Here is a 22442-nt window from a genome sequence, read left to right as displayed (position 1 = left end):
CAACGCCGCAGGCTCGCGGCCGGTTCCCCTACTCTGTGGCCCCGCGCCATCACCCGCGCGTCCCGCCACTGCCCGAGGAGACACCGTGCGCACCACCACCCGCATTCTGGCCCTGGCCGCTGCGAGCGCCCTGGCGCTGGCGGCGTGTGCGCCGGTCGACGACGACGGCAGCGACGGCGCGAGCCCCGCGGCCTCCGACGGCGCGCTGGACACCCTGACCGACGGCGTGCTGACCATCGGCACCTCCGACCCCGCCTACGAGCCGTGGATCGTGGACAACGACCCCAGCAACGGCAAGGGGTACGAGTCGGCGGTGGCCTACGCGGTCGCCGAGCAGCTCGGATACGACGCGGACCAGGTCGAATGGGTGAACGTCACCTTCGACCAGATCATCGCGCCGGGCGCCAAGAGCTTCGACATCGCGATCAACCAGGTGTCGATCAGCCCGGAGCGTGCCGAGAACCTGGACTTCTCCTCCTCGTACTACGACACCGCGCAGGCAGTGGTGACGGTCGAGGGCAGCCCGGCCGCCGACGCCGCGAGCCTGGCCGACCTCAAGGACGTCAAGCTCGGCGCGATGGTCGGCACCACCAGCCTCCAGGTGGCGCAGGACGCGATCGACCCGAACACCGACATCCAGGTGTTCAACGACAACGACCAGGTGAAGCAGGCCCTGACCTCCGGCCTGGTCGACGCGATCGTCGTGGACCTGCCCACCGCGCTCTACATCACCGCGGCGGAGCTGGACGGCGGCGTGCTGGTCGGTCAGCTCCCGGCCGGTGACGACCCGGACCAGTTCGGGATCGTGCTGGACAAGGACTCCTCGCTCACCCAGCCGGTGACCGACGCGGTGGACGCCCTGCGCGAGGACGGCACGCTGGACGACCTGCAGGCCGAGTGGCTGACCGACGCCGCCGGCGCACCGGTCCTCAAGTAATGTCCGCCGGCTCCGCCGACGGCGCCCGGGCCACCGCCTGGGCGCCGTCGGCGCGTCAGGTCGAGCGCGACAGCTACCGGCGGGGCCGTGCCCGGCGGTCGGTGCTGATCGCCGTCGTCAGCACGGTGGCGGTGGCGGCGGTCGCGGTGCTGGCCCTGGTGAGTTCGCCCGGGTGGCCGCGGGTGCGCAAGTCGTTCCTGGACCCGCACGTGGCCTGGGAGTCGCTGCCCCGGGTGCTGGAAGGGCTGTGGCTGAACGTCCGGGTGATGGTGGTCTGCGCGGTCATCATCGTGGTGCTGGCCATGCTGCTCGCCCTGGCCCGCACGCTGCGCGGCCCGGCGTTCTTCCCGCTGCGCGCGCTGGCGACCGGCTACGTCGACGTGTTCCGCGGTCTGCCGCTGATCCTGGTGCTGCTGCTGGTCGGCTTCGGGCTGCCGGGGCTGCGGTTGCAGGGCATCCCGACCTCCGCCGTGGTGCTGGGTGGGGTGGCCCTGGTGCTGACCTACTCGGCGTACGTCGCCGAGGTCTTCCGCGCCGGGATCGAGTCGGTGCATCCCTCGCAGATCGCCTCCGCCCGGTCGTTGGGGCTGACCCGGGGTCAGACGCTGCGGCACGTCGTGCTGCCGCAGGCGGTGCGCCGGGTGATCCCGCCGCTGCTGAACGACCTGGTGTCGCTGTCCAAGGACTCCGGGCTGATCTCGATCCTGGGCGCGATCGACGCGGTGCGGGCCGCCCAGTTGAAGACCGCCGAGTACGCGAACTTCACGCCCTACGTCGTCGCCGGGGTGCTGTTCGTGCTGCTGACCATCCCGCTGACCCGGTTCACCGACGCCCTGGCCAAGCGGGGCGGCTGGTTGGGGTCGCAGAGCGGCCTGGCCGGGGCGGGGGCCATGCGATGAGCGCGCCGCTGCTGCAGATCGACCGGGTGCGCAAGGCGTTCGGCGACCACGTGGTGCTGGACGACCTCTCCCTGGACGTGCGCGAGCACCAGGTCGTGGTGCTGATCGGTTCCTCCGGCTCCGGCAAGTCCACCCTGCTGCGCTGCATCAACCTGCTGGAAGAGGTCGACGACGGCGCGATCACGATGGCGGGCCAGGAGATCACCGACCCCCGGGTGGACGCCAACCAGGTGCGGTCCCGGATCGGGATGGTCTTCCAGTCGTACAACCTCTTCCCGCACCTGCGGGTGCTGGACAACGTGGCCCTGGCACCTCGGCTGGTGCACAAGATGGACAAGACCGAGGCCCGGGAGCGGGCGGCCGCCATGCTGGACCGGGTCGGGCTCGGCGCCAAGGCCCGGTCCTTCCCCGACGAGCTGTCCGGTGGGCAGCAGCAACGAGTCGCCATCGCCCGCGCACTGGTCGGCCAACCGGCGCTGATGCTGCTGGACGAGGTGACCAGCGCGCTCGACCCGGAGCTGGTCGGTGAGGTGCTGGCGCTGCTGGAGGAGTTGAAGGGCGAGGGCACCACGATGGTGCTCGCCACCCACGAGATGAGCTTCGCCCGGCACGTCGCCGATCAGGTCTGCTTCCTGCACCAGGGCCGGATCCTGGAGCAGGGGCCCCCGGATCAGGTGCTGGTCGAGCCGCGCGAGCAGCGCACCCGCGACTTCCTGCGCCGGTTCACCGGCTGATCAACCGGCGCTGGGCCCGACCGGCCCGCACCCCGTCGACGGTCAGCAGGACCAGTGCCACCCACACCAGTCCGAAGCCCCACCACCGGGCGGGCGGCATGGTCTCGTGCAGGACGATCACACCGATCAGGAACTGCAGGATCGGTGCGAGGTACTGCAGCATCCCGACCACGCTCAGCGGCAACCGGCGGGCGGCCTCTCCGAAGAACAGCAACGGCAGTGCGGTGATCACCCCGGTGCCGACCAGCGCCCACGCCTGACCGGCACCGTGGTGCCCGAAGCTGCCGTCACCGGAGGCGGTGAGCCAGAGCAGGTACCCGGCGGCCAGCGGTGCCAGCACCAGGGTCTCCACGGCCAGCGACGGTGCCGCCCCGACCGAACGACCGACCCGGTTCTTCAGCAGGCCGTAGATGCCGAAGGAGAACGCCAGGGTGAGCGCCACCCAGGGCAGGCGGCCGACTCCGATCGTGATGACCACCACCGCGGCAGCGCTCACCCCCAGGGCCACCCACTGCAACCGGCGCAGCCGCTCCCGCAGCACCAGCACCGCCAGGGCCACGGTCACGATCGGGTTGATGAAGTAGCCCAGCGCCGCGTCGACCACATGTCCGGACAGCGTGCCGTAGACGAAGGTCAGCCAGTTCACCGCGAGCAGGACGGCCGCGACCGCGAGGATGCCCAGCGTGCGCCCGGACCGCAGCGCCGTGACGAAGGCGCCCCACGCCCGCCCGACCGTCAGGACGACCGCGCAAAACACCAGGGACCACAGCACCCGGTGGGCGATGATCTCCACCGGACCGGCCGGGACCAGCAGGGTGAAGTACAGCGGGAGGATCCCCCAGAGCAGGTACGCGGCGGTGCCGTTGGCCAGGCCGCGCGGGTCCAGGGTGGGGGTGGAGGGTGCAGTCACAGCGCAGACGGTAGCCCCGACCACCGACTGAGGGTGCCCTTGCCTCGGCACCTAGACTGACCGCAGACCCGACCACCAATGAGAGAAGGCTGCTGCGTGAGCTCCCACCGACCCGTCCGGGTGGCCGTGATCGGCGCCGGACCCGCCGGCATCTACGCCTCCGACATCCTGTCCCGGTCCGACCTGGACGTGTCCATCGACCTGATCGAGCGACTGCCCGCGCCCTTCGGCCTGGTGCGCTACGGCGTCGCCCCGGACCACCCGCGGATCAAGCAGATCATCACCGCGCTGCACAAGGTGCTCGAACGCGGGGACATCCGGCTGATCTGCAATGTCGACTTCGGCACGGACCTGACCCTGGACGACATCCGGCGGCACTACGACGCGGTCATCTTCGCTACCGGGGCGATCCGGGACGCCGACCTGCCGATCCCGGGCATCGAGCTGGACGGCTCCTACGGTGCCGCCGACTTCGTGTCCTGGTACGACGGCCACCCGGACGTGCCGCGCACCTGGCCGCTGGACGACCGCGAGGTCGCGGTGATCGGCGCCGGGAACGTGGCGCTGGACGTGGCCCGCATCCTCGCCAAGCACGCCGAGGACCTGCGCCCGACCGAGGTGCCGGAGAACGTCTACCAGGTGCTGGCCGCATCGCCGGTGACCGACGTGCACGTCTTCGCCCGGCGTGGTCCGGCGCAGGCCAAGTTCTCCAGCCTGGAGCTGCGCGAGCTGGGCCACGTGCCCGATGTCGACGTGATCGTGTACCCGGAGGACTTCGAGTTCGACGAGGGCTCGAACGCCGCGATCCGGTCCTCCAACCAGACCAAGCAGGTCGTCAAGACCCTCACCGACTGGACCCTCAAGGAGCCGGAGGAGCTCACCGCGAGCCGCCGGATCCACCTGCACTTCCTGCATGCCCCGGCCGAGGTGCTCGGCGAGGACGGCAAGGTGGTCGGTCTGCGTACCGAGCGCACCGTGCTGACCGGCGACGGCACGGTCACCGGCACCGGGCAGTTCCACGACTGGCCGGTGCAGGCGGTCTACCGGGCGGTGGGCTACTTCGGGTCGCCGCTGTCCGGCGTGCCGTTCGACGAGCAGGGCGGGGTGATCGCGAACCGGGAGGGCCGGGTGGTCGACGCCGCCGGGGACCCCGTGCCCGGGGTGTACACCACCGGCTGGATCAAGCGCGGACCGGTCGGCCTGATCGGCCACACCAAGTCCGATGCCAAGGAGACCGTCGAGCACCTGGTCTCGGACGCGGCGAGCCTGCCGTCGGCCACCGAGCCGGAGCCGGAGGCGGTGCTGGACTTCCTGCGCGGCAAGGGTGCCCGGCCGATCCACTGGTCCGGCTGGGAGCTGCTGGACGCCTACGAGCGCACCCTGGGCGAGGCGGAGGGGCGCGAGCGGGTCAAGGTCGTCCCGCGCGAGGACATGATCCGGGTCGCCCTGGAGCTGGCGGCCGACTGACCGCGGCCCCGGGGTCGCCGGGTGCGGCACGCCGGCGACCAGGTCGCTGAGGTCGCCGGCTCCACCCCGGACCGGCGCTCCAGCCCAGGTCGGCACCTCGGGCCGACGCGCCGGCCCGACGTCGGAACTCCCACCCGAGGTCGGCACTTGCGCCCCACATCGGCACTTCGCGCCTGAGGTCGGCACTTCGGCCAGCTCTTCCTGGCGCGAAGTGCCGACCTCGACGACAGGGCGCGCGGTGCCCGACCTTCGCGACAGGGCGCGCGGTGCCGACCGTGGGGACAGCGCGCGGTGCGGGTGCGGGGGCGGTCAGCTGGCGCGGTTGACCAGGGCTTCGGCGAAGGAGATGAACGACGCCTTCACCGGCCCGTCCGGCAGCGGGGCGAGGATCGCGACCGCCTCGGCCACCAGGCTGAGCGCGCGGTTCCGGGTCTCGGCGACGACCTCGTGCCCCGCCAGCGCGGCGACGGCACGGGCCAGGTCGGCGTCGTCGGACAGATCCGAGTCGAGCAGCTCGACCAGTGCCACGTCCTCGGCCCGCCCGTCGCGGGCCGCACGCTCGCGGAGCAGCAACACCGGCATGGTCGGCACCTGCTCGCGCAGGTCGGTGCCGGGGGTCTTGCCGGACAGCGAACCGTCCTGGGACAGGTCGATCACGTCGTCGGCGAGCTGGAAGGCGACGCCGATCCGCTCACCGAAGGCGGCGACGGTCTCCACGGTCTCGGGCGAGCAGCCGCCGTACATCGCGCCCAGCCGGGCCGAGGTGGCGATCAGCGAGGCGGTCTTGTCCGCCAGCACGCGGAGGTAGTGCTGCACCGGGTCGTCGCCCTCGGCGGGGCCCATCGACTCGTGCAGCTGGCCCAGGCAGAGCCGCTCGAAGGTCCCGGCCTGGATCTTGACCGCCTCCGGGCCCAGGTCGGCCACGGTGGTGGAGGCCCGGGAGAACAGCAGGTCGCCGACCAGGATCGCCACCGAGTTGCCCCACACCTCGTGCGCGGCGGGCGCGCCCCGGCGCAGCGGCGCCGAGTCCATCACGTCGTCGTGGTAGAGCGAGGCGAGGTGGGTCAGCTCGACCACCACGGCCGCCGCCAGCACCTCGTCCCGCTCGCCGTCGCCGAGTTCGGCCGCCAGCAGGGTCAGCATCGGGCGCAGGCGCTTGCCCCCGGCGTCCGCCAGGTGGTGCGCGGCGTTGTCCACCAGCTCGTCGGCATAGGCGGCGGCGTCGCGCAGGCGGTTCTCGACCAGGTCGAGGCGTCCCGCGATCCGCTCGGCGAGGGCCGGGTCGGCGAGCGGCAGGGCGGTCGAGGATGTCACGGGACGAACCTATCTGGCATGACGGCTGGGAGCAGAACTGACGTGCGACCGCCGCCCCGCGGTGGAGCTCGGTGCGAGGCGGCGGTGGAGACTCGATGAGGGTACGCGGTCAGGGCAGGAACACCGCTACCTGACCGATCGCGTCCAGCACCGGTCCGGGCAGCACGCCCAGCAGCACCGTCAGCACCGCGCAGACCGCGATGGCGGCGACCGCGAAGCCCTGGGAGGTGACCACCACGGTGCGCGGCCGGTCGAGGGTGGTGTCGGCGTCGTCGTCGGAGAGCGGTCCGCCGTGCGGGCTGGTGAAGAACATCAGCACGATCAGGCGGACGTAGAAGAACGCCGCGGCGGCGGAGGCGAGCACACCGATCAGGGCGAGCGGCCAGGTACCGCCGTCGACCGCGGCGGTGAACACCGCGAACTTGCCGGTGAAGCCCGCGGTGAGCGGGATGCCGGCGAAGGACAGCAGGAACAGTGCGAACGTGGTGGCGAGCACCGGGTGGGTGCGGCCGAGTCCCGCCCACTGGGACAGGTCGGTGGCCTCACCGAGCACCGTCGCGTCGTCGTCACCGGCTGCCACGGTCTCACCGTCGGCGGTCGACCCGGTGGCGGCACCGGACCCGGCCGCGGTGGTGGCGACCGTGGACCCGGCCGACCCGGCCGACCCGGCGGGCAGGACACCGGCCGCGACCGCGACCCCGAGGGAGGCAGCCGCCGCCTCCGGGACCTCGGTGGAGGCGACGCCCCGCTCCCGGACCAGGGAGACGATGCCGAAGGCGCCGACCGTGGCCGCACCGTAGGCGAGCAGGTAGAACAGCACCGCGACGATGCCGGACTGGGCGAGCGCGATCACGCCGGTGAGCACGAAGCCCGCGTGGGCGATGGACGAGTAGGCGAGGATCCGCTTGACGTCGGTCTGCACCAGGGCGATCACGGTGCCGACCACCATGGTGGCGATCGCGACGGTCCACATCATCGGTTCCAGGTCCCAGCGCATGCCGGGCAGCACCGTGTAGAACACCCGCAGCAGCGCACCGAAGGCCGCCACCTTGGTGCAGGCGGCCATGAAGCCGGTGATCGGGGTCGGCGCACCCTGGTAGACGTCCGGGGTCCAGGAGTGGAACGGCACCGCGCCGACCTTGAACAGCAGGCCGATCAGGACCAGCAGCGAGCCGACCAGCAGCAGGCCGTCCATCCCGGTGGTGGTGGTGACCGCGGCGGCGATGTCGCTGTAGCGCAGCGAGCCGGAGTAGCCGTAGAGCAGCACGATGCCGAACAGCAGCAGCGCCGAGGCGAAGGCACCCAGCAGGAAGTACTTCATCGACGCCTCCTGGCTGAGCAGGCGGCGGCGGCGCGCCATCCCGGTCAGCAGGTACAGCGGCAGCGACAGCACCTCGAGGGCGACGAACAGGGTGAGCAGGTCACCGGTGGCCGGGAAGATCATCATGCCGCCGGTGGCGAAGAGCATCAGCGGGAAGATCTCGGTCTGCTGCAGACCGGCGCGCCGGGCCGACTCCTCGTAACCGGAGCCGGGGACCGAGGCCGCCTGCGGGGCGAACGCGTCCTCGCCGGTGGTGGTCCGGTCGGCGGCGATCAGCACCGCGAGCAGGGCCAGCAGCGCGATGATCGCCTGCAGCACAAGGGTCGGGCCGTCCACCAGCACCGAACCGCCGAGCACGTCGGTGCCGCCGGTGTCCTTGACGTCCGACCAGAGGAAGCCGACCGCGACGATGCTGCCGAGCAGGGCCAGGATCGACAGCACCAGCTGGCTGGGGCGACGGGCCGCCCGGGGGGCGAAGGCCTCGATCAGGACGCCGATCACCGCCGCACCGAGCGGCAGGAGCACCGGGGTGAGCTGGGCCCACGCGATGTCCGGAGCGTTGAAGGTCACTGCTCGCTCCCCTCGTCACCAGCGGTGACCGGATCCGGGGCGTCGGTGACGCCCACCTGCGTGATGGTGGTGGCGGCCGGCTGGTCCACCAGGTCGAGCGCCGGTGCCGGGTAGAAGCCGAGCACCAGCATCAGGGCGATCAGCGGTCCGACCACCCAGCGCTCCCGACCCGACAGGTCCCGGGTCTCGGCCAGGTCGTCCCGGACCGGGCCGGTGAACACCCGCTGGTAGGTCCAGAGCACGTACAGCGCCGCGAGCACCACGGCGACGGCCGCGATGATCGCCGCCGGACGGTGGGTGGCGAAAGTGCCGACGATGACCAGGAACTCACTGACGAAGGTGGACAGGCCGGGCAGCGACAGCGCCGACAGGCCGATCACCAGGAAGGTCCCGGCCAGCACCGGGGTGACCTTCTGCAGCCCGCCGAAGTCGGCGATCCGCGCGGAGCCCTTGCGGGCGACCAGGAAGCCGACCAGCAGGAACAGTCCCCCGGTGCTCAGACCGTGGTTGACCATGTAGAACGACGAGCCGCCGATCGAGGTCGAGGTGAAGGCGAAGATGCCCAGCACGATGAACCCGAAGTGCGACACGGAGGTGTAGGCGACCAGTCGGAACATGTCCTGCTGACCGAGGGCGAGCAGCGCACCGTAGAAGATCGACACCAGGGCCAGCACGATGATCACCGGGGCCGCCCAGCGGGACGCCTCGGGGAAGAACGGCAGGCACAGGGTCAGCATCCCGAAGGTGCCCACCTTGTCCAGCACGCCGACCAGCAGGGTCGAGGTCCCAGCCGGTGCCTGCTCGGCGGTGTCCGGCAGCCAGGAGTGCACCGGGAACATCGGCGCCTTGATCGCGAAGGCGAGGAAGAACGCCAGGAACAGCCAGCGGCCGGTGCCGGTCGGCAGGTCCAGGCCGGTGAGGTTGCTGATCAGGAAGCCCTGCTCGCCGCCGGGTCCGTGCAGGTAGAGCACGATGACGCCGACCAGCATGACCAGACCACCGGCGAGCGAGAACAGCAGGAACTTCACTGCCGCGTAGCGCCGCTGCGGTCCGCCGAAGGCGCCGATCATGAAGTAGACCGGGATCAGCATCGCCTCGAAGAGCACGTAGAACAGGAACAGGTCCCGGGCGGCGAAGACCGCGACCATGAACGAGGTCAGCACCAGGACCAGCGCCAGGTAGTGCCGCAGCTTGTTGGACGGCTCGGACTGCGAGCCCTGTTCCTTCCAGGCGGCCAGCACGACCAGCGGCACCAGGACCACGGCCATCCCGATCAGCAGCATGCCGACACCGGTGACGCCCAGGGCGTAGGAGATGCCGAACTGCGGGATCCACTGGTGCAGCTCGGACAGCTGGTAGTCACCGGCGTTCGCACCGGAGCCGAAGGCGGTGATCCCGGCGACGACCGCCAGCACCACCTCGACCAGCGCGAAACCGAGGGCGATCTCGCGGACCCGGCGCGGGCCAGCGGCGGTGGTGCCCGCGGGGCGGGGCAGCAGCCAGAGCAGTGCGGCGCCGATCAGCGGCCACACGATCAGCAGGGTGAGCCAGGGGACGTCGGCGGAGACCGTCGCGGCGGGGGTGAGCGTGAGCAAGGTTCTTCTTCTCCCTCAGATCCGCGGGGCCAGGACGACGACCGCCAGCACGACCAGGCCGAACAGCATGGTCGCGGCGTACTGCCGGACGTAGCCGGACTGCAGGCGTCGCAGCAACTGGCCGATCCCGACGGTGAGCTTGCCGAGGCCGGTGAACGCGCCGTCGACCACCGACCGGTCGCCGTAGACCAGCGAGCGGGTCAGGTACTGACCGGGCTGCACCAGGACGGCGTCGTTCACGGTGTCCTGGTACATGTCGACCCGGGCCGCCCGGGTCAGCACCGATCCGCGCGGGGCGGTGGTCGGCACCGGCAGCGCGCCGTACTGCCGCCAGGCCAGCACCAGACCGATGGCGACCGCGAGCAGCGTCACGATCTGGATCACCGGGACGGACAGCACCGGCTCGTGGTGCTCGACATGACCGGTCACCGGCTCCAGCCAGTGGGTGAACCCGCCGCCGAGCTGGAGCACGAAGCCCAGGCCGAGCGAGCCGACCGCCAGGATGATCATTGGAATGGTCATCAGCCACGGCGACTCGTGCGGGTGCCGCAGCGGTCGCTCGTCGCTTGCCTGCGAGGCATTGTCGGTCCAGCGCGCCTTGCCGTGGAACGTCATGAAGAACATCCGCGACATGTAGAAGGCGGTGATCCCGGCACCGACCAGGGCCACGATGCCGAACACCCAGGCTCGCCATTCGCCGGCACCCTCGGGCACCACGAACGCTGACTCGATGATCTTGTCCTTGGACCAGAAGCCGGAGAACGGCGGCACACCCAGGATCGCCAACCAGCCGAGGCCGAAGGTGGCCCAGGTGATCGTCATCGAGGTGCGCAGCGCACCGAAGTGCCGCATGTCGGTGGTGTCGTCCATGCCGTGCATCACCGACCCGGCACCCAGGAACATCCCGGCCTTGAAGAAGCCGTGGGTCACCAGGTGGAAGATCGCGAAGGCGTAGCCGATCGGGCCGAGACCCGCCGCCAGCACCATGTAGCCGATCTGGGACATCGTGGAGGCGGCCAGCGCCTTCTTGATGTCGTCCTTGGCGCAGCCGATGATCGCGCCGAGCACCAGGGTGATCGCACCGACGATGGTGACGATCAGCTGCGCGGTGGGCGCACCCTCGAACACCGGTGCCGAGCGCACGATCAGGTAGACACCGGCGGTGACCATGGTGGCCGCGTGGATCAGCGCCGACACCGGGGTCGGACCGGCCATCGCGTCGCCGAGCCAGGACTGCAACGGGAACTGCGCCGACTTGCCGCAGGCGGCGAGCAGCAGCATCAGACCGATCGCGGTCAGCATCCCGGTGGACACCGCACCCGACTCGACCCCGGCGGACACCGACGCGAAGTCCAGCGAACCGAGCTGGCTGAACAGCAGCCCCATCGCGACCAGCAGGCCGATGTCACCGACCCTGTTGGCGACGAACGCCTTCTTGGCGGCGACCGCGTACTCGGTGCGGTAGTTCCAGAAGCCGATCAGCAGGTAGGACGCCAGACCGACACCCTCCCAGCCGACGAACAGCAGGAGGTAGGAGTCGGCGAGCACCAGGATCAGCATCGCGGCGATGAACAGGTTCAGGTAGGCGAAGAACCGGCGCCGGGCCACGTCGTGCGCCATGTAGGCGACCGAGTAGAGGTGGATCAGGGTGCCGACGAACGTCACCAGCAGCACGAAGGTCAGCGACAGCGGGTCCACCCGCAGTCCGGCGGACAGGTCGAAGCTGCCGACGCTGATCCAGTCGAACAGGTGCACGTCCACCACCCGGTCGGCGGCATCGCGCCCGAGCAGGTCGATCAGCAGCAGCGCGCCCACCACGAAGGAGGCGGCGGAGGCCAGCACGCCGAGCCAGTGGCCCCAGCGGTCGGCCGCCCGGCCGAGCAGCAGCAGCACCGCCGCGCTCGCCAGCGGCACCGCCACCAGCAATGGGGCGAGGGAGGTCAGGTCGTTCACGGTCCCCTCAGCTCTTCAACAGGTTGATGTCGTCGACCGAGGCCGACTTCCGGGTGCGGAAGATCGACACGATGATCGCCAGTCCGACGACCACCTCGGCCGCGGCGACCACCATGACGAAGAAGGCCATCACCTGGCCGGTCAGGTTCCCGTGCAGGCGGGAGAAGGTCACCAGGGCGAGATTCGAGGCGTTCAGCATCAGCTCGATGCCCATGAACACGATGATCGCGTTCCGGCGGAGCAGCACGGTGGCGGCCCCGATCGAGAACAGGATCCCGGACAGCACCAGGTAGTGGGTCAGGCTCACGGCTCGGTCTCCGTCTTCGTCGACGCGGGGCCCAGATCCACATCCGTGGTGGGTCCGCTGGTCTGGCCCGGAGCAGCGGCCGGGGGCTTCGCCTCGGACTCCTCCGTGCCGAGCAGCGCGGCGGGGTCATCAGGCGAGTCGACCACGGCGGTGACCGCGCGGCGGTAGGTGTCGGCGTGGTAGCTCGCGGTACCGGCCTCCTGGCCGCGGATCCGGAGCACACGCGGCACCGAGTCCTCGATCGGGTTGCCCTGCGGGTCGAGTGCCGGGACGTCCATCGCGTTGTGCCGGGCGTAGACACCGGGGGCGGGCAGCGGGGTGACCCGCCCGCCGGCCTTCATCCGCAGCGCCTGGCGCTCCGGCTGCTTGATCAGCTTCTTGAGCCGGGTGCGGTGGGTGAGCACCAGGGCACCGAGGGCGGCGATCACCAGCAGGGCGCCGACCACCTCCAGGCCGAAGACGTGCTGACCGAAGATGATCCGCGCGACCCCGGTCGGGTTGCCGTCGGCATTGGCCTCGTCCAGACCGGCGACCTCCGGGAAGGTCGCGTTCACCACGACGCCGATCAGCACGACCGCCAGGCCGATGCCCGCCAGCCAGCCGACCCAGCGCTGGCCCTTGATCGTCTCGACCAGCGAGTCCGAGGCGTCGACCCCGACCAGCATCAGCACGAACAGGAACAGCATCATCACGGCGCCGGTGTAGACGACCACCTGGACCACCCCGAGGAAGGGGGCGTCCTGGGTGACGTACATGAACGCCAGGCAGATCATCACGAGCACGACGCTCATCGCGGCGTGCACGGCCTTCCGCGCGAACAGCAGCCCGCAGGCGGCGGCGACCATGACGATCGCCAGCACCCAGAACAGGACTGCCTCGGCGGTCGACGGGTTGTTCATCGGGTCTCCTGCCCCTCTCCTGCCCCGGCGCGGGTCCGAGCGGCCGCGAGCGACGGGTCGTCCGGGCGCTGCTCGGCGACCCAGTCCACCTGGGCGGCGGTCGGTGCGGTGACCTCACCCCGGTAGTACTCGGTGTCCGTGGTGCCCTCGACCATCGGGTGCGGCGCGGTGAGCATGCCGTCGGCGAGCGGCGCCAGCAGGTCCTGCTTCTCGAAGATCAGGCCCTCCCGGGTCGGACCGGCGAGCTCGAACTCGTTGGTCATCGTGAGGGCCCGGGTCGGGCACGCCTCGATGCAGAGCCCGCAGAAGATGCAGCGCAGATAGTTGATCTGGTAGACGCGGCCGTAGCGCTCCCCCGGCGAGAACTGCTGCTCGGCGGTGTTGTCGGCTGCCTCGACGTAGATCGCGTCCGCCGGGCATGCCCAGGCGCACAGCTCGCAGCCGATGCACTTCTCCAGCCCGTCCGGGTAGCGGTTCAGCTGGTGGCGACCGTGGAACCGGGGCTTCACCCGAGCGGGTTCGCGCGGGTACTGCTCGGTGACGGTCTTGCTGAAGAAGTTCTTGATCGTCACGCCGAACCCGGCGGCCGGCCCGAGGGCGTCCTCCAGCGGCGAGCGCTTCGGGATCAGCGACTGGTACGGCTGCGGGGCCGCGACCTCGCGGCCGGAGCGCTGCACCGCACCACCCTGACCGGTGTCCTTGTGCACGATGTCGTCAGCCACGGGGCGCCTCCTCGGCGGTGGAGTCGTCGCCACCGACCAGCGCCGGAGCGGCCAGTCGGGCGGCACGGGGGGACGGCGGGAGCTGCTGTCCGGGCAGGGGCGGTACCGGGAAGCCGTCGGCGAAGGCGTCGAAGGGTTCGGCGCTCGGGTCGGGCTGCTCCGGCTTCTTCTTCTCCGGGATCAGGAAGGTCACGCCGACGCCGACCAGCAACACGATGGCGGCACCGATCGCCCACACCCGCACGTCCAGGTCGGTGAACTGCTGGACGCCCTGCACGATCGCCACGCAGAACACCCACACCAGCGCGGCCGGGATGAGCACCTTCCAGCCGAACTTCATGAACTGGTCGTACCGGAAGCGCAGCAGCGTGCCGCGGATCCAGACGAACAGGAACATGAACAGCCAGACCTTGACCACGAACCACAGCAGCGGCCACCAGCCGGTGTTGAACATCCCGTCGTTGATCGCGGAGATCGGCCACGGTGCCCGCCAGCCGCCGAAGAACAGCGTGGTGGCGACCGCGGAGACGTTCAGCATGTTGATGTACTCCGCCAGGAAGAACCAGGCGAACTTCATCGACGAGTACTCGGTGGTGTAGCCGCCGACCAGCTCGCCCTCGGCCTCCGGCAGGTCGAAGGGCAGGCGGTTGGTCTCGCCCACCATCGAGATCACGTAGATCACGAAGGCCGGGAGCAGCGGGATCAGCCACCAGATCTGGGTCTGCGAGTCCACGATGTCCGAGGTCGACATCGACCCGGCGACGATGAACACGCTGACCAGGCTCAGGCCCATCGAGAGCTCGTAGCTGATCACCTGGGCGGTGGAGCGCACCGCACCGAGCAGCGGGTAGGTCGAGTTGGACGACCAGCCGCCGAGCACGATGCCGTACACGCCCACGGAGGCGCAGGCCAGGATGTAGAGCACCGCGACCGGGAAGTCGGTGAGCTGCAACGGCGTCATCACGCCGAAGATGTTCACCTCCGGCCCGAACGGGATCACCGCGTAGGTCAGCAGCGAGCAGAACACCGCGATGATCGGCGCCACGATGTAGAGCACCTTGTCCGCCGCCTTGACGGTGACGTCCTCCTTGAGCAGGAGCTTCATCGCATCGCCGAGGGACTGGAACAGGCCGAAGGGTCCGTGGATGTTCGGGCCGGGACGCAGCTGCATCCGGCCGACCACGCGCCGCTCGAACCAGATCGCGATCAGCACCGACAGCAGCAGGAAGACGATGATCCCGACCGCCTTGAGCAGCCAGACCCAGAACACGTCGTTGCTGAAGTCGGCACCGGTGGTGGTGGCAGTCATCAGGCCGGTCACGCCGTCACCTCCCCAGTAGCAGCAGCGATCCGCACCACGTCACCGGCCACCGCGTGCAGGGAGTCCCGCACCTGGCAGCCGGGGGCCGCGGTGGGCAGCCAGATCACGTGGTCGGGCAGGTCGTCGATCACCAGCGGGAGCACGATCGCCCCCGCGTCGGTGCTGACCCGGACCGATCCACCGGCGACCACCCCGATCTCGGCGGCCGTGGCGGCCGAGGCGTGGGCGACCGGGCGCTTGGCGGTCCCGGCCAGGAACGGCTCGCCGTCCTGCAGGCGGCCCGCGTCCAGCAGCAGGTGCCAGGTCGCCAGCACCGCCTGACCGGCCTCGATGGTCGGCGCGGCTCCGGCGCTGACCGACGGAGCGGCTGCGCGTGCGCCGTCCCAGCTGCCGATCGCCTCCAGTTCGGCGTGCACCTGCGCGACGGTCTTGGTGCCGAGGGTGACCCCCAGCTCGTCGGCCAGGGCGTCCAGCACCCGGTGGTCGGACATCGCGGTGGAGGTCAGCGCCTGCGGGAACGGCCGGCGACGACCCTCCCAGCTGACGAAGGTGCCCGGCTTCTCCACCGGCGGGGCGACCGGCAACACCACATCGGCCAGCTCGGTCACCTCCGAGGCCCGCACCTCGAGCGAGACCACGAAACCGGCGGCCGCGACGGCTGCCCGCGCGGCGGCCGGGTCGGCGACGTCCCGCAGGTCGACACCGCCCACCAGCAGCGCGCCCAGCTCACCGGCAGCGGCGGCGGCCAGGATCTGGTCGGCCGAGCGGCCCGGTGCGGTCGGCAGCTGCTCGACGTCCCAGGCGGCGGCGACGTCCACCCGGGCGGCCGGGTCGGCGACCGGACGACCGCCGGGCAGCAGACCCGGCAGGGCACCGGCGTCGACGGCTCCGCGCTCACCAGCACGGCGGGGCACCCAAGCAAGTCGAGCATGGGTGCGCTCGGCCAGACCGAGCACGGCGGACAGCGCACCCGGCACGGCGGCCAGGCGCTCACCGACCAGGATCACCGCACCGTCGGCGGAGAGCGCGTCGTGGGCGTCGGTCAGTCGCCCGGTGCTCGACCGTGTGATCGCGTCCAGGACCTCCGGCTCGGTGCCGGGGGCGGCGGCGATCAGCGTGCCGTTCATCCGGTCCAGGCCACGGGTGGCGAAGGGGGCGACGGCGAGCACGCGGGTGCGGCCCTTGGTCACCGCCTTGCGCAGCCGCAGGAACAGGATGCCCGCTTCCTCCTCGGCCTCCAGACCGGCGAGCAGCACGGTGGGTGCGTGCTCCAGGTCGGTGAAGGTGACACCGAGTCCGGTCCCGGCGACGGCGTGGGCCAGGAAGTCGGCCTCCTCGGCCGAGTGCGGGCGGGAGCGGTGGTCCACGTCGTTGGTGCCGAGCGCCACCCGGGCGAACTTGGCGTAGGCGTAGGCGTCCTCCAGGGTCAGACGACCACCGGGCAGCACCCCGACACCGGCAGCGGTCGACAGCCCGTGAGCGGCGACCTCCAGCGCCTCGGCCCAGGAGGCGGGACGCAGTGCGCCGTCCTCACGGATCAGCGGACTGGTGATCCGGTCGGCGGCGGACTGCCACGCGAAGCCGAACCGGTCCTTGTCGCTGATCCACTCCTCGTTGACCTCGGGGTCGTCCCCGGCGAGCCGGCGCAGCACCACGCCGCGGCGGTGGTCGACCCGGATCGCGGAGCCGTTGGAGTCGTGCTCGGAGACGCCCGGGGTGGACACCAGGTCGAACGGCCGGGCGCGGAACCGGTACGCGGCGCTGGTCAGCGCGCCCACCGGGCAGATCTGCACCGTGTTGCCGGAGAAGTAGGAGGCGAAGGCGTGGCCGTCCTCAGCGAGCGCGGCGGGCCCTGTCGGGCCGACCGGGATCTCGGTGCCGAGCAGGACCTGACCGTCGGTGGTGAGCCGGTCCTGGGCGGGAGCGGTGTCGTCGTCGGCGCCGTCGGCGCCACCGGCGAAGCCGAGCACGTCCGCGTCGAAGCGACCGATCTGCTGCATCGCCCCGCGCTTCTGCAGGTCGATGAACGGGTCACCGGCGATCTCGCGGGAGAACCGGGTGCAGCGCTGGCAGAGGATGCAGCGCTCCCGGTCCAGCAGGATCTGGGTGGACACCGCGATCGGCTTGGGGAAGGTCCGCTTGATGTCCACGAACCGGGTGCTGGCCCGGCCGTTGGACATCGCCTGGTTCTGCAGCGGGCACTCGCCGCCCTTGTCGCAGACCGGGCAGTCCAGCGGGTGGTTGATCAGCAGCAGTTCCATCACGCCGTGCTGCGCCTTGTCCGCCTCGGCCGAGGTGCGCTGGGTGCGCACCTCCATGCCGGGGGTGGCGGTCAGGGTGCAGGACGCCTGGGGCTTGGGCATCTTGGCCAGGTTGCCGTCGCGGCCGGGGGCCCAGACCTCGACCAGGCACTGGCGGCAGGCGCCGGCCGGGGCGAGCAGCGGGTGGTCGCAGAACCGCGGGATCTGGATGCCGAGCTGCTCGGCGGCGCGGATCACCAGGGTGCCCTTCGGCACGGTGGTCTCGATGCCGTCGATCGAGAAGGTGACGCCGTCCTGGACTGCGGGCGCGTCGGCCTTGTTGGCGGTGACAGTCATTTCGGGGTCCTCGCGGAATCGGGAGCGCAGCGAGCGATTGCGTGGGGATGGGTCATGCGTGGACTCCCGCGAACTGACCCGACTTCCGACGGGGCGTGTAGGCGAACAGGGTCGAGCGCTCCGGCGGGAACAGCTCGTCGGCGGCGGTGTGCATCCCGGCCTCGAACTCCTCGCGGAAGTACTTCACCGCGGAGGTGATCGGGGAGGTGGCGCCGTCGCCGAGGGCGCAGAACGCCTTGCCGAGGATGTTGTCGCACAGGTCCAGCAGCAGCTCGATGTCGCCCTGCTGCCCCTGCCCGGCCTCCAGGCGACCGAGCACCTGGGTGAGCCAGAACGTGCCCTCGCGGCAGGGGGTGCACTTGCCGCAGGACTCGTGCTTGTAGAACTGGGTCCAGCGCGAGACCGCCTTGACCACGGACACCGTCTCGTCGAAGACCTGCAGGGCACGGGTGCCGAGCATCGACCCGGCGGCTGCCACGTCGTCGTAGGTCAACGGCACGTCCAGGTGCTCGGCGGTGAAGATCGGCGTCGAGGAGCCGCCCGGGGTCCAGAACTTCAGCTCGTGACCCTCCCGGACACCACCGGCCATCTCCAGCAGCTCGCGCATGGTGATGCCGAAGGGCGCCTCGTACTGACCGGGCCGCACCACGTGGCCGGACAGCGAGAAGATGCCGTGGCCGGGCGATTTGTCGGTGCCCATCTCCCGGAACCAGTCCGAGCCGCCCCGGACGATGCCGGGCACGGAGGCGATCGACTCCACGTTGTTCACCACGGTCGGCCGGGCGTACAGCCCCGCCACCGCCGGGAACGGGGGCTTGAGCCGCGGCTGGCCGCGTCGGCCCTCCAGCGAGTCGAGCAGCGCGGTCTCCTCACCGCAGATGTACGCCCCGGCCCCGGCGTGCACCGTGACGTCCAGGTCGTAGCCGGTGCCGAGGATGTTCTTGCCCAGGTAGCCCTTGGCGTACGCCTCCTCCACCGCCTGCAGCAGGCGCCGGTAGACGTGCACGACCTCGCCGCGCAGGTAGATGAAGGCGTGGTGGCAGCCGATCGCGTAGGAGGTGATCGCCACCCCCTCCACCAGCACCTGCGGGTCGGCCATCATCAGCGGGATGTCCTTGCAGGTGCCCGGCTCGGACTCGTCCGCGTTCACGACCAGGTAGCGCGGGCCACCGTCGGGGGCGGGCAGGAAGGACCACTTCAGCCCGGTCGGGAAACCGGCGCCGCCGCGACCGCGCAGGCCGGAGTCCTTGACCAGGGTGACCAGGTCGGCGGCGTCCATGCCCAGGGCCTTGCGCAGCCCCTGGTACCCGCCGTGCGCCTCGTAGCTGCTCAGGGTCCAGGACCGGTCGGCGTCCCACCGCTCGCTGAGCACCGGGGTCAGGGTCGGCGACTGGGACATCACGCCTCCTCGTTTCCGTGTTCGCGCTTGACCTGCTCGCCGGACCGCTCGGTGGCGCCGGCGGCGGGTCGGTCGGTGGACGACTGCGGCTCGCCGACGTCCGGGGTGGTGTCACCGGCACCCAGCGGGGCGCTGCCGCTGTCCGGGGTGCCGCTCGGGAATTCCGGCGCGGACCAGCCGTGCTCGCGGGCCAGGGCCAGACCGCGCAGCGTGGGCTCACCGGCCCCGACGCCCTCGTTCGCGTGCCCGTCGTTGAACCCGGCCAGCACCCGGGAGATCTCCTTGAAGGTCCCGACCCGCTCCGGGCCACGGCTCGGCGCCACCGGCTCACCGGCGATCAGCCGACCCACCACGTCGGCCGCCGACTCCGGGGTCTGGTTGTCGAAGAACTCCCAGTTGATCATCATCACCGGCGCGTAGTCGCAGGCGGCGTTGCACTCGATCCGCTCCAGGGTGATCTTCCCGTCGGCGGTGGTCTCGTCGTTGCCGACGCCCAACCGCTCGGTCAGGTCCGCCCAGATCGCGTCGCCGCCCATGATCGCGCACAGGGTGTTGGTGCAGATCCCGACGGTGTACTCGCCGTTCGGGCGACGCTTGTACTGGGTGTAGAAGGTCGCCACCGCCGACACCTGGGCGGTGCTCAGGTCCAGGGTCTCGGCGCAGAACGCGATCCCGGCCGGGCTGACGTAGCCGTCCTCGGACTGCACCAGGTGCAGCAGCGGCAGCAGGGCCGAGCGAGCGTCCGGGTAGCGGCCGAGCACCTGGGCGGCGTCGGCCGCCAGGCGGGCGTGGGTCGCGTCGTCGTACCGACGGCCCGTGTTGACGACGGTCATCGGTCCACCCCTCCGAGCACCGGGTCGATGGAGGCGACGGCGCAGACGACGTCCGCCACCTGCCCGCCCTCGCAGAGCATCGACACGGCCTGCAGGTTGTTGAAGGACGGGTCGCGGAAATGCGCCCGGTACGGCTTGGTCCCGCCGTCGGAGATCAGGTGCACGCCGAGCTCGCCGCGCGGGTGCTCGACCGTCTGCCACACCTGACCGGCCGGGACGCGGAAGCCCTCGGTGACCAGCTTGAAGTGGTGGATCAGGGCCTCCATCGAGGTGCCCATGATCTCCCGGATGTGGTCCAGCGAGTTGCCCATGCCGTCCGACCCGAGGGCGAGCTGCGCGGGCCAGGCGATCTTCTTGTCCTCGACCATCACCGGACTGCCGGTGGAGGCCTTCAGCCGCTCCAGCACCTGGTCGACGATCTTCATCGACTGGTAGCACTCCTCGATCCGCAGGACCATCCGGTCCCAGCAGTCGGCGTTGTCCGAGACCGGGACGTCGAAGTCGTAGGTCTCGTAGCCGCAGTACGGCGCCGCCTTGCGCACGTCGTAGGGCAGGCCGGTGGAGCGCAGCATCGGGCCGGTGATGCCCAGCGCCATGCAGGAGGCCAGGTTCAGGACGCCGACCTCCTGGAGCCGGCCCTTGAGGATCGGCTGGCCGAGCATCAGGTCTTCCAGCTGACGCAGATAGCGCTTGACGCCGGTGATCGCCTCGCGGATCTGGTCCAGCGCACCGGCGGGGATGTCCTGGGCGACACCGCCGGGCCGGACGTACGCGTGGTTCATCCGCAGCCCGGTGATCAGCTCGAAGACCCGCAGGATCTCCTCGCGGGCGGTGAAGCCGATGGTCATCAGGGTGGTGGCGCCCAGCTCGTTGCCGCCGGTGGCCAGGGCGACCAGGTGGGAGCCCACCCGGTTCAGCTCCATCATCAGCACCCGGATCTGGGTGGCCCGCTCCGGGATGTCGTCGGTGATGCCCAGCAGCCGCTCGGTGCCCAGGCAGTACGCGGTCTCCTGGAACAGCGGCGCCAGGTAGTCCATCCGGGTGCAGAAGGTCACGCCCTGGGTCCAGGTGCGGAACTCCATGTTCTTCTCGATGCCGGTGTGCAGGTACCCGATGCCCGCCCGGGCCTCGGTGACCGTCTCGCCGTCGATCTCCAGCATCAGGCGGAGCACGCCGTGGGTGGACGGGTGCTGCGGGCCCATGTTGACCACGATCCGCTGCTCGCCGAGCCGGGCCGCCTCCTCGGCGATGTCCGACCAGTCGCCGCCGGTCGCCTCGTAGGTGGACAGCCCCTCGGTCTCCGCGTCGAACAGGTGGCCGGTGGCGTGGGTCTGCGTCGTCACTTGTACTGCCTCCGCTGGTCGGCCGGGGGCACGGTGGCGCCCTTGTACTCCACCGGGATGCCTCCGAGCGGGTAGTCCTTGCGCTGCGGGTGCCCGGGCCAGTCGTCGGGCATCTGGATCCGGGCCAGGTCGTCGCGGCCGGTGAAGACGATGCCGAAGAAGTCCCAGGTCTCGCGCTCGTGCCAGTCGTTCGCCGGGTAGACGTCGACGGTGGTGGGGATGGTCGGGTCGGAGTCCGGCACCGCCACCTCCAACCGCAGGCGACGACCGTGGGTGATCGACGTCAGGTGGTAGACCGCGTGCAGCTCCCGGCCGGTGTCGTGCGGGTAGTGCGCGCCGGAGACACCGAGGGACAGCTCGAACCGCAGGTCCTGGTCGTCCCGCAGGTGCCGGGTGACCTCGACCAGGTGCTCGCGGTCGATGTTCAGGGTCAGCTCGCCCCGGTCCACCACCACGGACTCGACCGCGGCGTCGTACCCGGTGCCGGAGGCGTCCAGCAGCTCGGCCAGGATGTCGACCACCTGGTCGAACCAGCCGCCGTACGGCCGCTCGCTCGCCCCGGGCATCGCCACCGTGCTGACCAGACCGCCGAAGCCGGAGGTGTCACCGGTGCCGGCGACACCGAACATGCCCTCGCGGACCGACACCACGTCCAGCGGGGTGCGGTGTCCCCGGTCGCCCTGGGCCGCGGCCTCGAGGGCGGTCTCGGAGCTGGACTGCGCGGCGGTGTTCACCGCCTGCGCGGCGTCCTTCTTCTCATCGGGTGTCGTCATCGCAGCAGTCCCGTCATGTGCGAGGTCGGCTCGGCACGCAGCGCGGCGGCCTCCACCGCCTCGGCGATCTCCTGGCGGTTCTTGCCCAGCGGCTCGTCCCGGATCTGCTCGTGCAGTTCGAGGATCGCGTTGATCAGCATCTCCGGCCGCGGCGGGCAGCCCGGCAGGTAGATGTCGACCGGCACGATGTGGTCGACGCCCTGGACGATCGCGTAGTTGTTGAACATGCCGCCGGAGCTGGCGCACACGCCCATCGACAGCACCCACTTCGGCCCGGCCATCTGGTCGTAGACCTGGCGCACCACCGGGGCCATCTTCTGGCTCACCCGGCCGGCGACGATCATCAGGTCGGACTGACGCGGCGAGGCGCGGAACACCTCCATGCCGAACCGGGAGATGTCGAACCGGGAACCACCGGTCGCCATCATCTCGATCGCGCAGCACGCCAGACCGAAGGTGACCGGCCACAGCGACGACTTGCGGGCCAGGCCGGCGAACTTCTCGACCGAGGTCAGGACGAATCCGGACGGTGCTTCTTCGATACCCAT

19 protein-coding genes are annotated in these 22442 nt (G+C 70.8%); 4 read left to right on the top strand and 15 right to left on the bottom strand.

Features of this window, described 5'->3' with window-relative positions:
- Positions 1 to 85: 85 nt before the first annotated feature.
- From HGK68_RS01780 to HGK68_RS01770, 3 genes are read left to right on the top strand one after another with little or no spacing between them, the layout of a single operon-like run.
- A complete protein-coding gene (locus HGK68_RS01780) occupies positions 86 to 937 on the top strand; it encodes an ABC transporter substrate-binding protein (RefSeq protein WP_169164416.1) in 852 nt (283 codons plus the stop codon).
- The gene (locus HGK68_RS01775) at positions 937 to 1836 is read left to right on the top strand and encodes an amino acid ABC transporter permease (RefSeq protein ID WP_169164415.1); all 900 of its coding nucleotides are present in this window, start codon (positions 937 to 939) and stop codon (positions 1834 to 1836) included. Before HGK68_RS01780 ends, HGK68_RS01775 begins: the two co-directional genes overlap by 1 nt.
- The gene (locus HGK68_RS01770; RefSeq protein ID WP_169164414.1) at positions 1833 to 2570 is read left to right on the top strand and encodes an amino acid ABC transporter ATP-binding protein; all 738 of its coding nucleotides are present in this window, start codon (positions 1833 to 1835) and stop codon (positions 2568 to 2570) included. The genes HGK68_RS01775 and HGK68_RS01770 overlap by 4 nt, the downstream gene beginning before the upstream one ends.
- Here HGK68_RS01770 and rarD read toward each other — a convergent pair.
- Positions 2560 to 3480: an EamA family transporter RarD gene (gene rarD, locus HGK68_RS01765; protein ID WP_169164413.1), complete on the bottom strand. Its 921-nt coding sequence runs from the start codon at positions 3478 to 3480 to the stop codon at positions 2560 to 2562. The genes HGK68_RS01770 and rarD overlap by 11 nt on opposite strands.
- Before the next feature lie 96 nt (positions 3481 to 3576).
- Between rarD and HGK68_RS01760 the strand changes: the two genes are divergently transcribed.
- The gene (locus tag HGK68_RS01760; protein ID WP_425483658.1) at positions 3577 to 4947 is read left to right on the top strand and encodes an FAD-dependent oxidoreductase; all 1371 of its coding nucleotides are present in this window, start codon (positions 3577 to 3579) and stop codon (positions 4945 to 4947) included.
- Positions 4948 to 5256: 309 nt separating this feature from the next.
- Here HGK68_RS01760 and HGK68_RS01755 read toward each other — a convergent pair whose 3' ends face one another.
- The 14 genes from HGK68_RS01755 to HGK68_RS01690 form a co-directional block, all read right to left on the bottom strand.
- Positions 5257 to 6261 carry a polyprenyl synthetase family protein gene (locus HGK68_RS01755; RefSeq protein ID WP_169164411.1) on the bottom strand — a complete coding sequence of 335 codons (1005 nt, stop codon included), beginning with the start codon at positions 6259 to 6261 and terminating at the stop codon, positions 5257 to 5259.
- Positions 6262 to 6370: 109 nt separating this feature from the next.
- Entirely contained in the window at positions 6371 to 8152 is a 1782-nt protein-coding gene (gene nuoN / locus HGK68_RS01750) for an NADH-quinone oxidoreductase subunit NuoN (protein ID WP_169164410.1), read from the bottom strand.
- A complete protein-coding gene (locus tag HGK68_RS01745; RefSeq protein WP_169164409.1) occupies positions 8149 to 9747 on the bottom strand; it encodes an NADH-quinone oxidoreductase subunit M in 1599 nt (532 codons plus the stop codon). The genes nuoN and HGK68_RS01745 overlap by 4 nt, the downstream gene beginning before the upstream one ends.
- A gap of 15 nt (positions 9748 to 9762) precedes the next feature.
- Positions 9763 to 11691 carry an NADH-quinone oxidoreductase subunit L gene (gene nuoL / locus HGK68_RS01740; RefSeq protein ID WP_169166884.1) on the bottom strand — a complete coding sequence of 643 codons (1929 nt, stop codon included), beginning with the start codon at positions 11689 to 11691 and terminating at the stop codon, positions 9763 to 9765.
- A 16-nt stretch (positions 11692 to 11707) separates the two neighbouring features.
- Entirely contained in the window at positions 11708 to 12007 is a 300-nt protein-coding gene (nuoK, locus tag HGK68_RS01735; protein WP_169164408.1) for an NADH-quinone oxidoreductase subunit NuoK, read from the bottom strand.
- The gene (locus HGK68_RS01730) at positions 12004 to 12906 is read right to left on the bottom strand and encodes an NADH-quinone oxidoreductase subunit J (protein ID WP_169164407.1); all 903 of its coding nucleotides are present in this window, start codon (positions 12904 to 12906) and stop codon (positions 12004 to 12006) included. Before HGK68_RS01730 ends, nuoK begins: the two co-directional genes overlap by 4 nt.
- Positions 12903 to 13532 carry an NADH-quinone oxidoreductase subunit NuoI gene (gene nuoI / locus HGK68_RS01725; protein WP_425483671.1) on the bottom strand — a complete coding sequence of 210 codons (630 nt, stop codon included), beginning with the start codon at positions 13530 to 13532 and terminating at the stop codon, positions 12903 to 12905. Before nuoI ends, HGK68_RS01730 begins: the two co-directional genes overlap by 4 nt.
- Before the next feature lie 88 nt (positions 13533 to 13620).
- Positions 13621 to 14937 carry an NADH-quinone oxidoreductase subunit NuoH gene (gene nuoH / locus HGK68_RS01720; protein WP_169166882.1) on the bottom strand — a complete coding sequence of 439 codons (1317 nt, stop codon included), beginning with the start codon at positions 14935 to 14937 and terminating at the stop codon, positions 13621 to 13623.
- 8 nt (positions 14938 to 14945) lie between these two features.
- Positions 14946 to 17546, bottom strand: coding sequence for an NADH-quinone oxidoreductase subunit G (locus HGK68_RS01715; RefSeq protein WP_169164406.1), 2601 nt, complete (start codon positions 17544 to 17546; stop codon positions 14946 to 14948).
- A gap of 52 nt (positions 17547 to 17598) precedes the next feature.
- The gene (nuoF, locus tag HGK68_RS01710; protein WP_169164405.1) at positions 17599 to 18945 is read right to left on the bottom strand and encodes an NADH-quinone oxidoreductase subunit NuoF; all 1347 of its coding nucleotides are present in this window, start codon (positions 18943 to 18945) and stop codon (positions 17599 to 17601) included.
- A complete protein-coding gene (gene nuoE / locus HGK68_RS01705) occupies positions 18945 to 19778 on the bottom strand; it encodes an NADH-quinone oxidoreductase subunit NuoE (protein WP_169164404.1) in 834 nt (277 codons plus the stop codon). The genes nuoF and nuoE overlap by 1 nt, the downstream gene beginning before the upstream one ends.
- Positions 19775 to 21121, bottom strand: coding sequence for an NADH-quinone oxidoreductase subunit D (locus HGK68_RS01700; RefSeq protein ID WP_169164403.1), 1347 nt, complete (start codon positions 21119 to 21121; stop codon positions 19775 to 19777). The genes nuoE and HGK68_RS01700 overlap by 4 nt, the downstream gene beginning before the upstream one ends.
- Complete coding sequence (locus HGK68_RS01695; RefSeq protein WP_169164402.1) at positions 21118 to 21894, bottom strand: NADH-quinone oxidoreductase subunit C; 777 nt, start codon at positions 21892 to 21894, stop codon at positions 21118 to 21120. Before HGK68_RS01695 ends, HGK68_RS01700 begins: the two co-directional genes overlap by 4 nt.
- On the bottom strand, positions 21891 to 22442 hold the full coding sequence (locus tag HGK68_RS01690) for an NADH-quinone oxidoreductase subunit B (RefSeq protein ID WP_169164401.1): 552 nt from the start codon (positions 22440 to 22442) through the stop codon (positions 21891 to 21893). Before HGK68_RS01690 ends, HGK68_RS01695 begins: the two co-directional genes overlap by 4 nt.

Source organism: Cellulomonas taurus, from assembly GCF_012931845.1.
Lineage (GTDB): Bacteria > Actinomycetota > Actinomycetes > Actinomycetales > Cellulomonadaceae > Cellulomonas > Cellulomonas taurus.
This window is presented reverse-complemented; position numbering and strand designations above follow the sequence as displayed.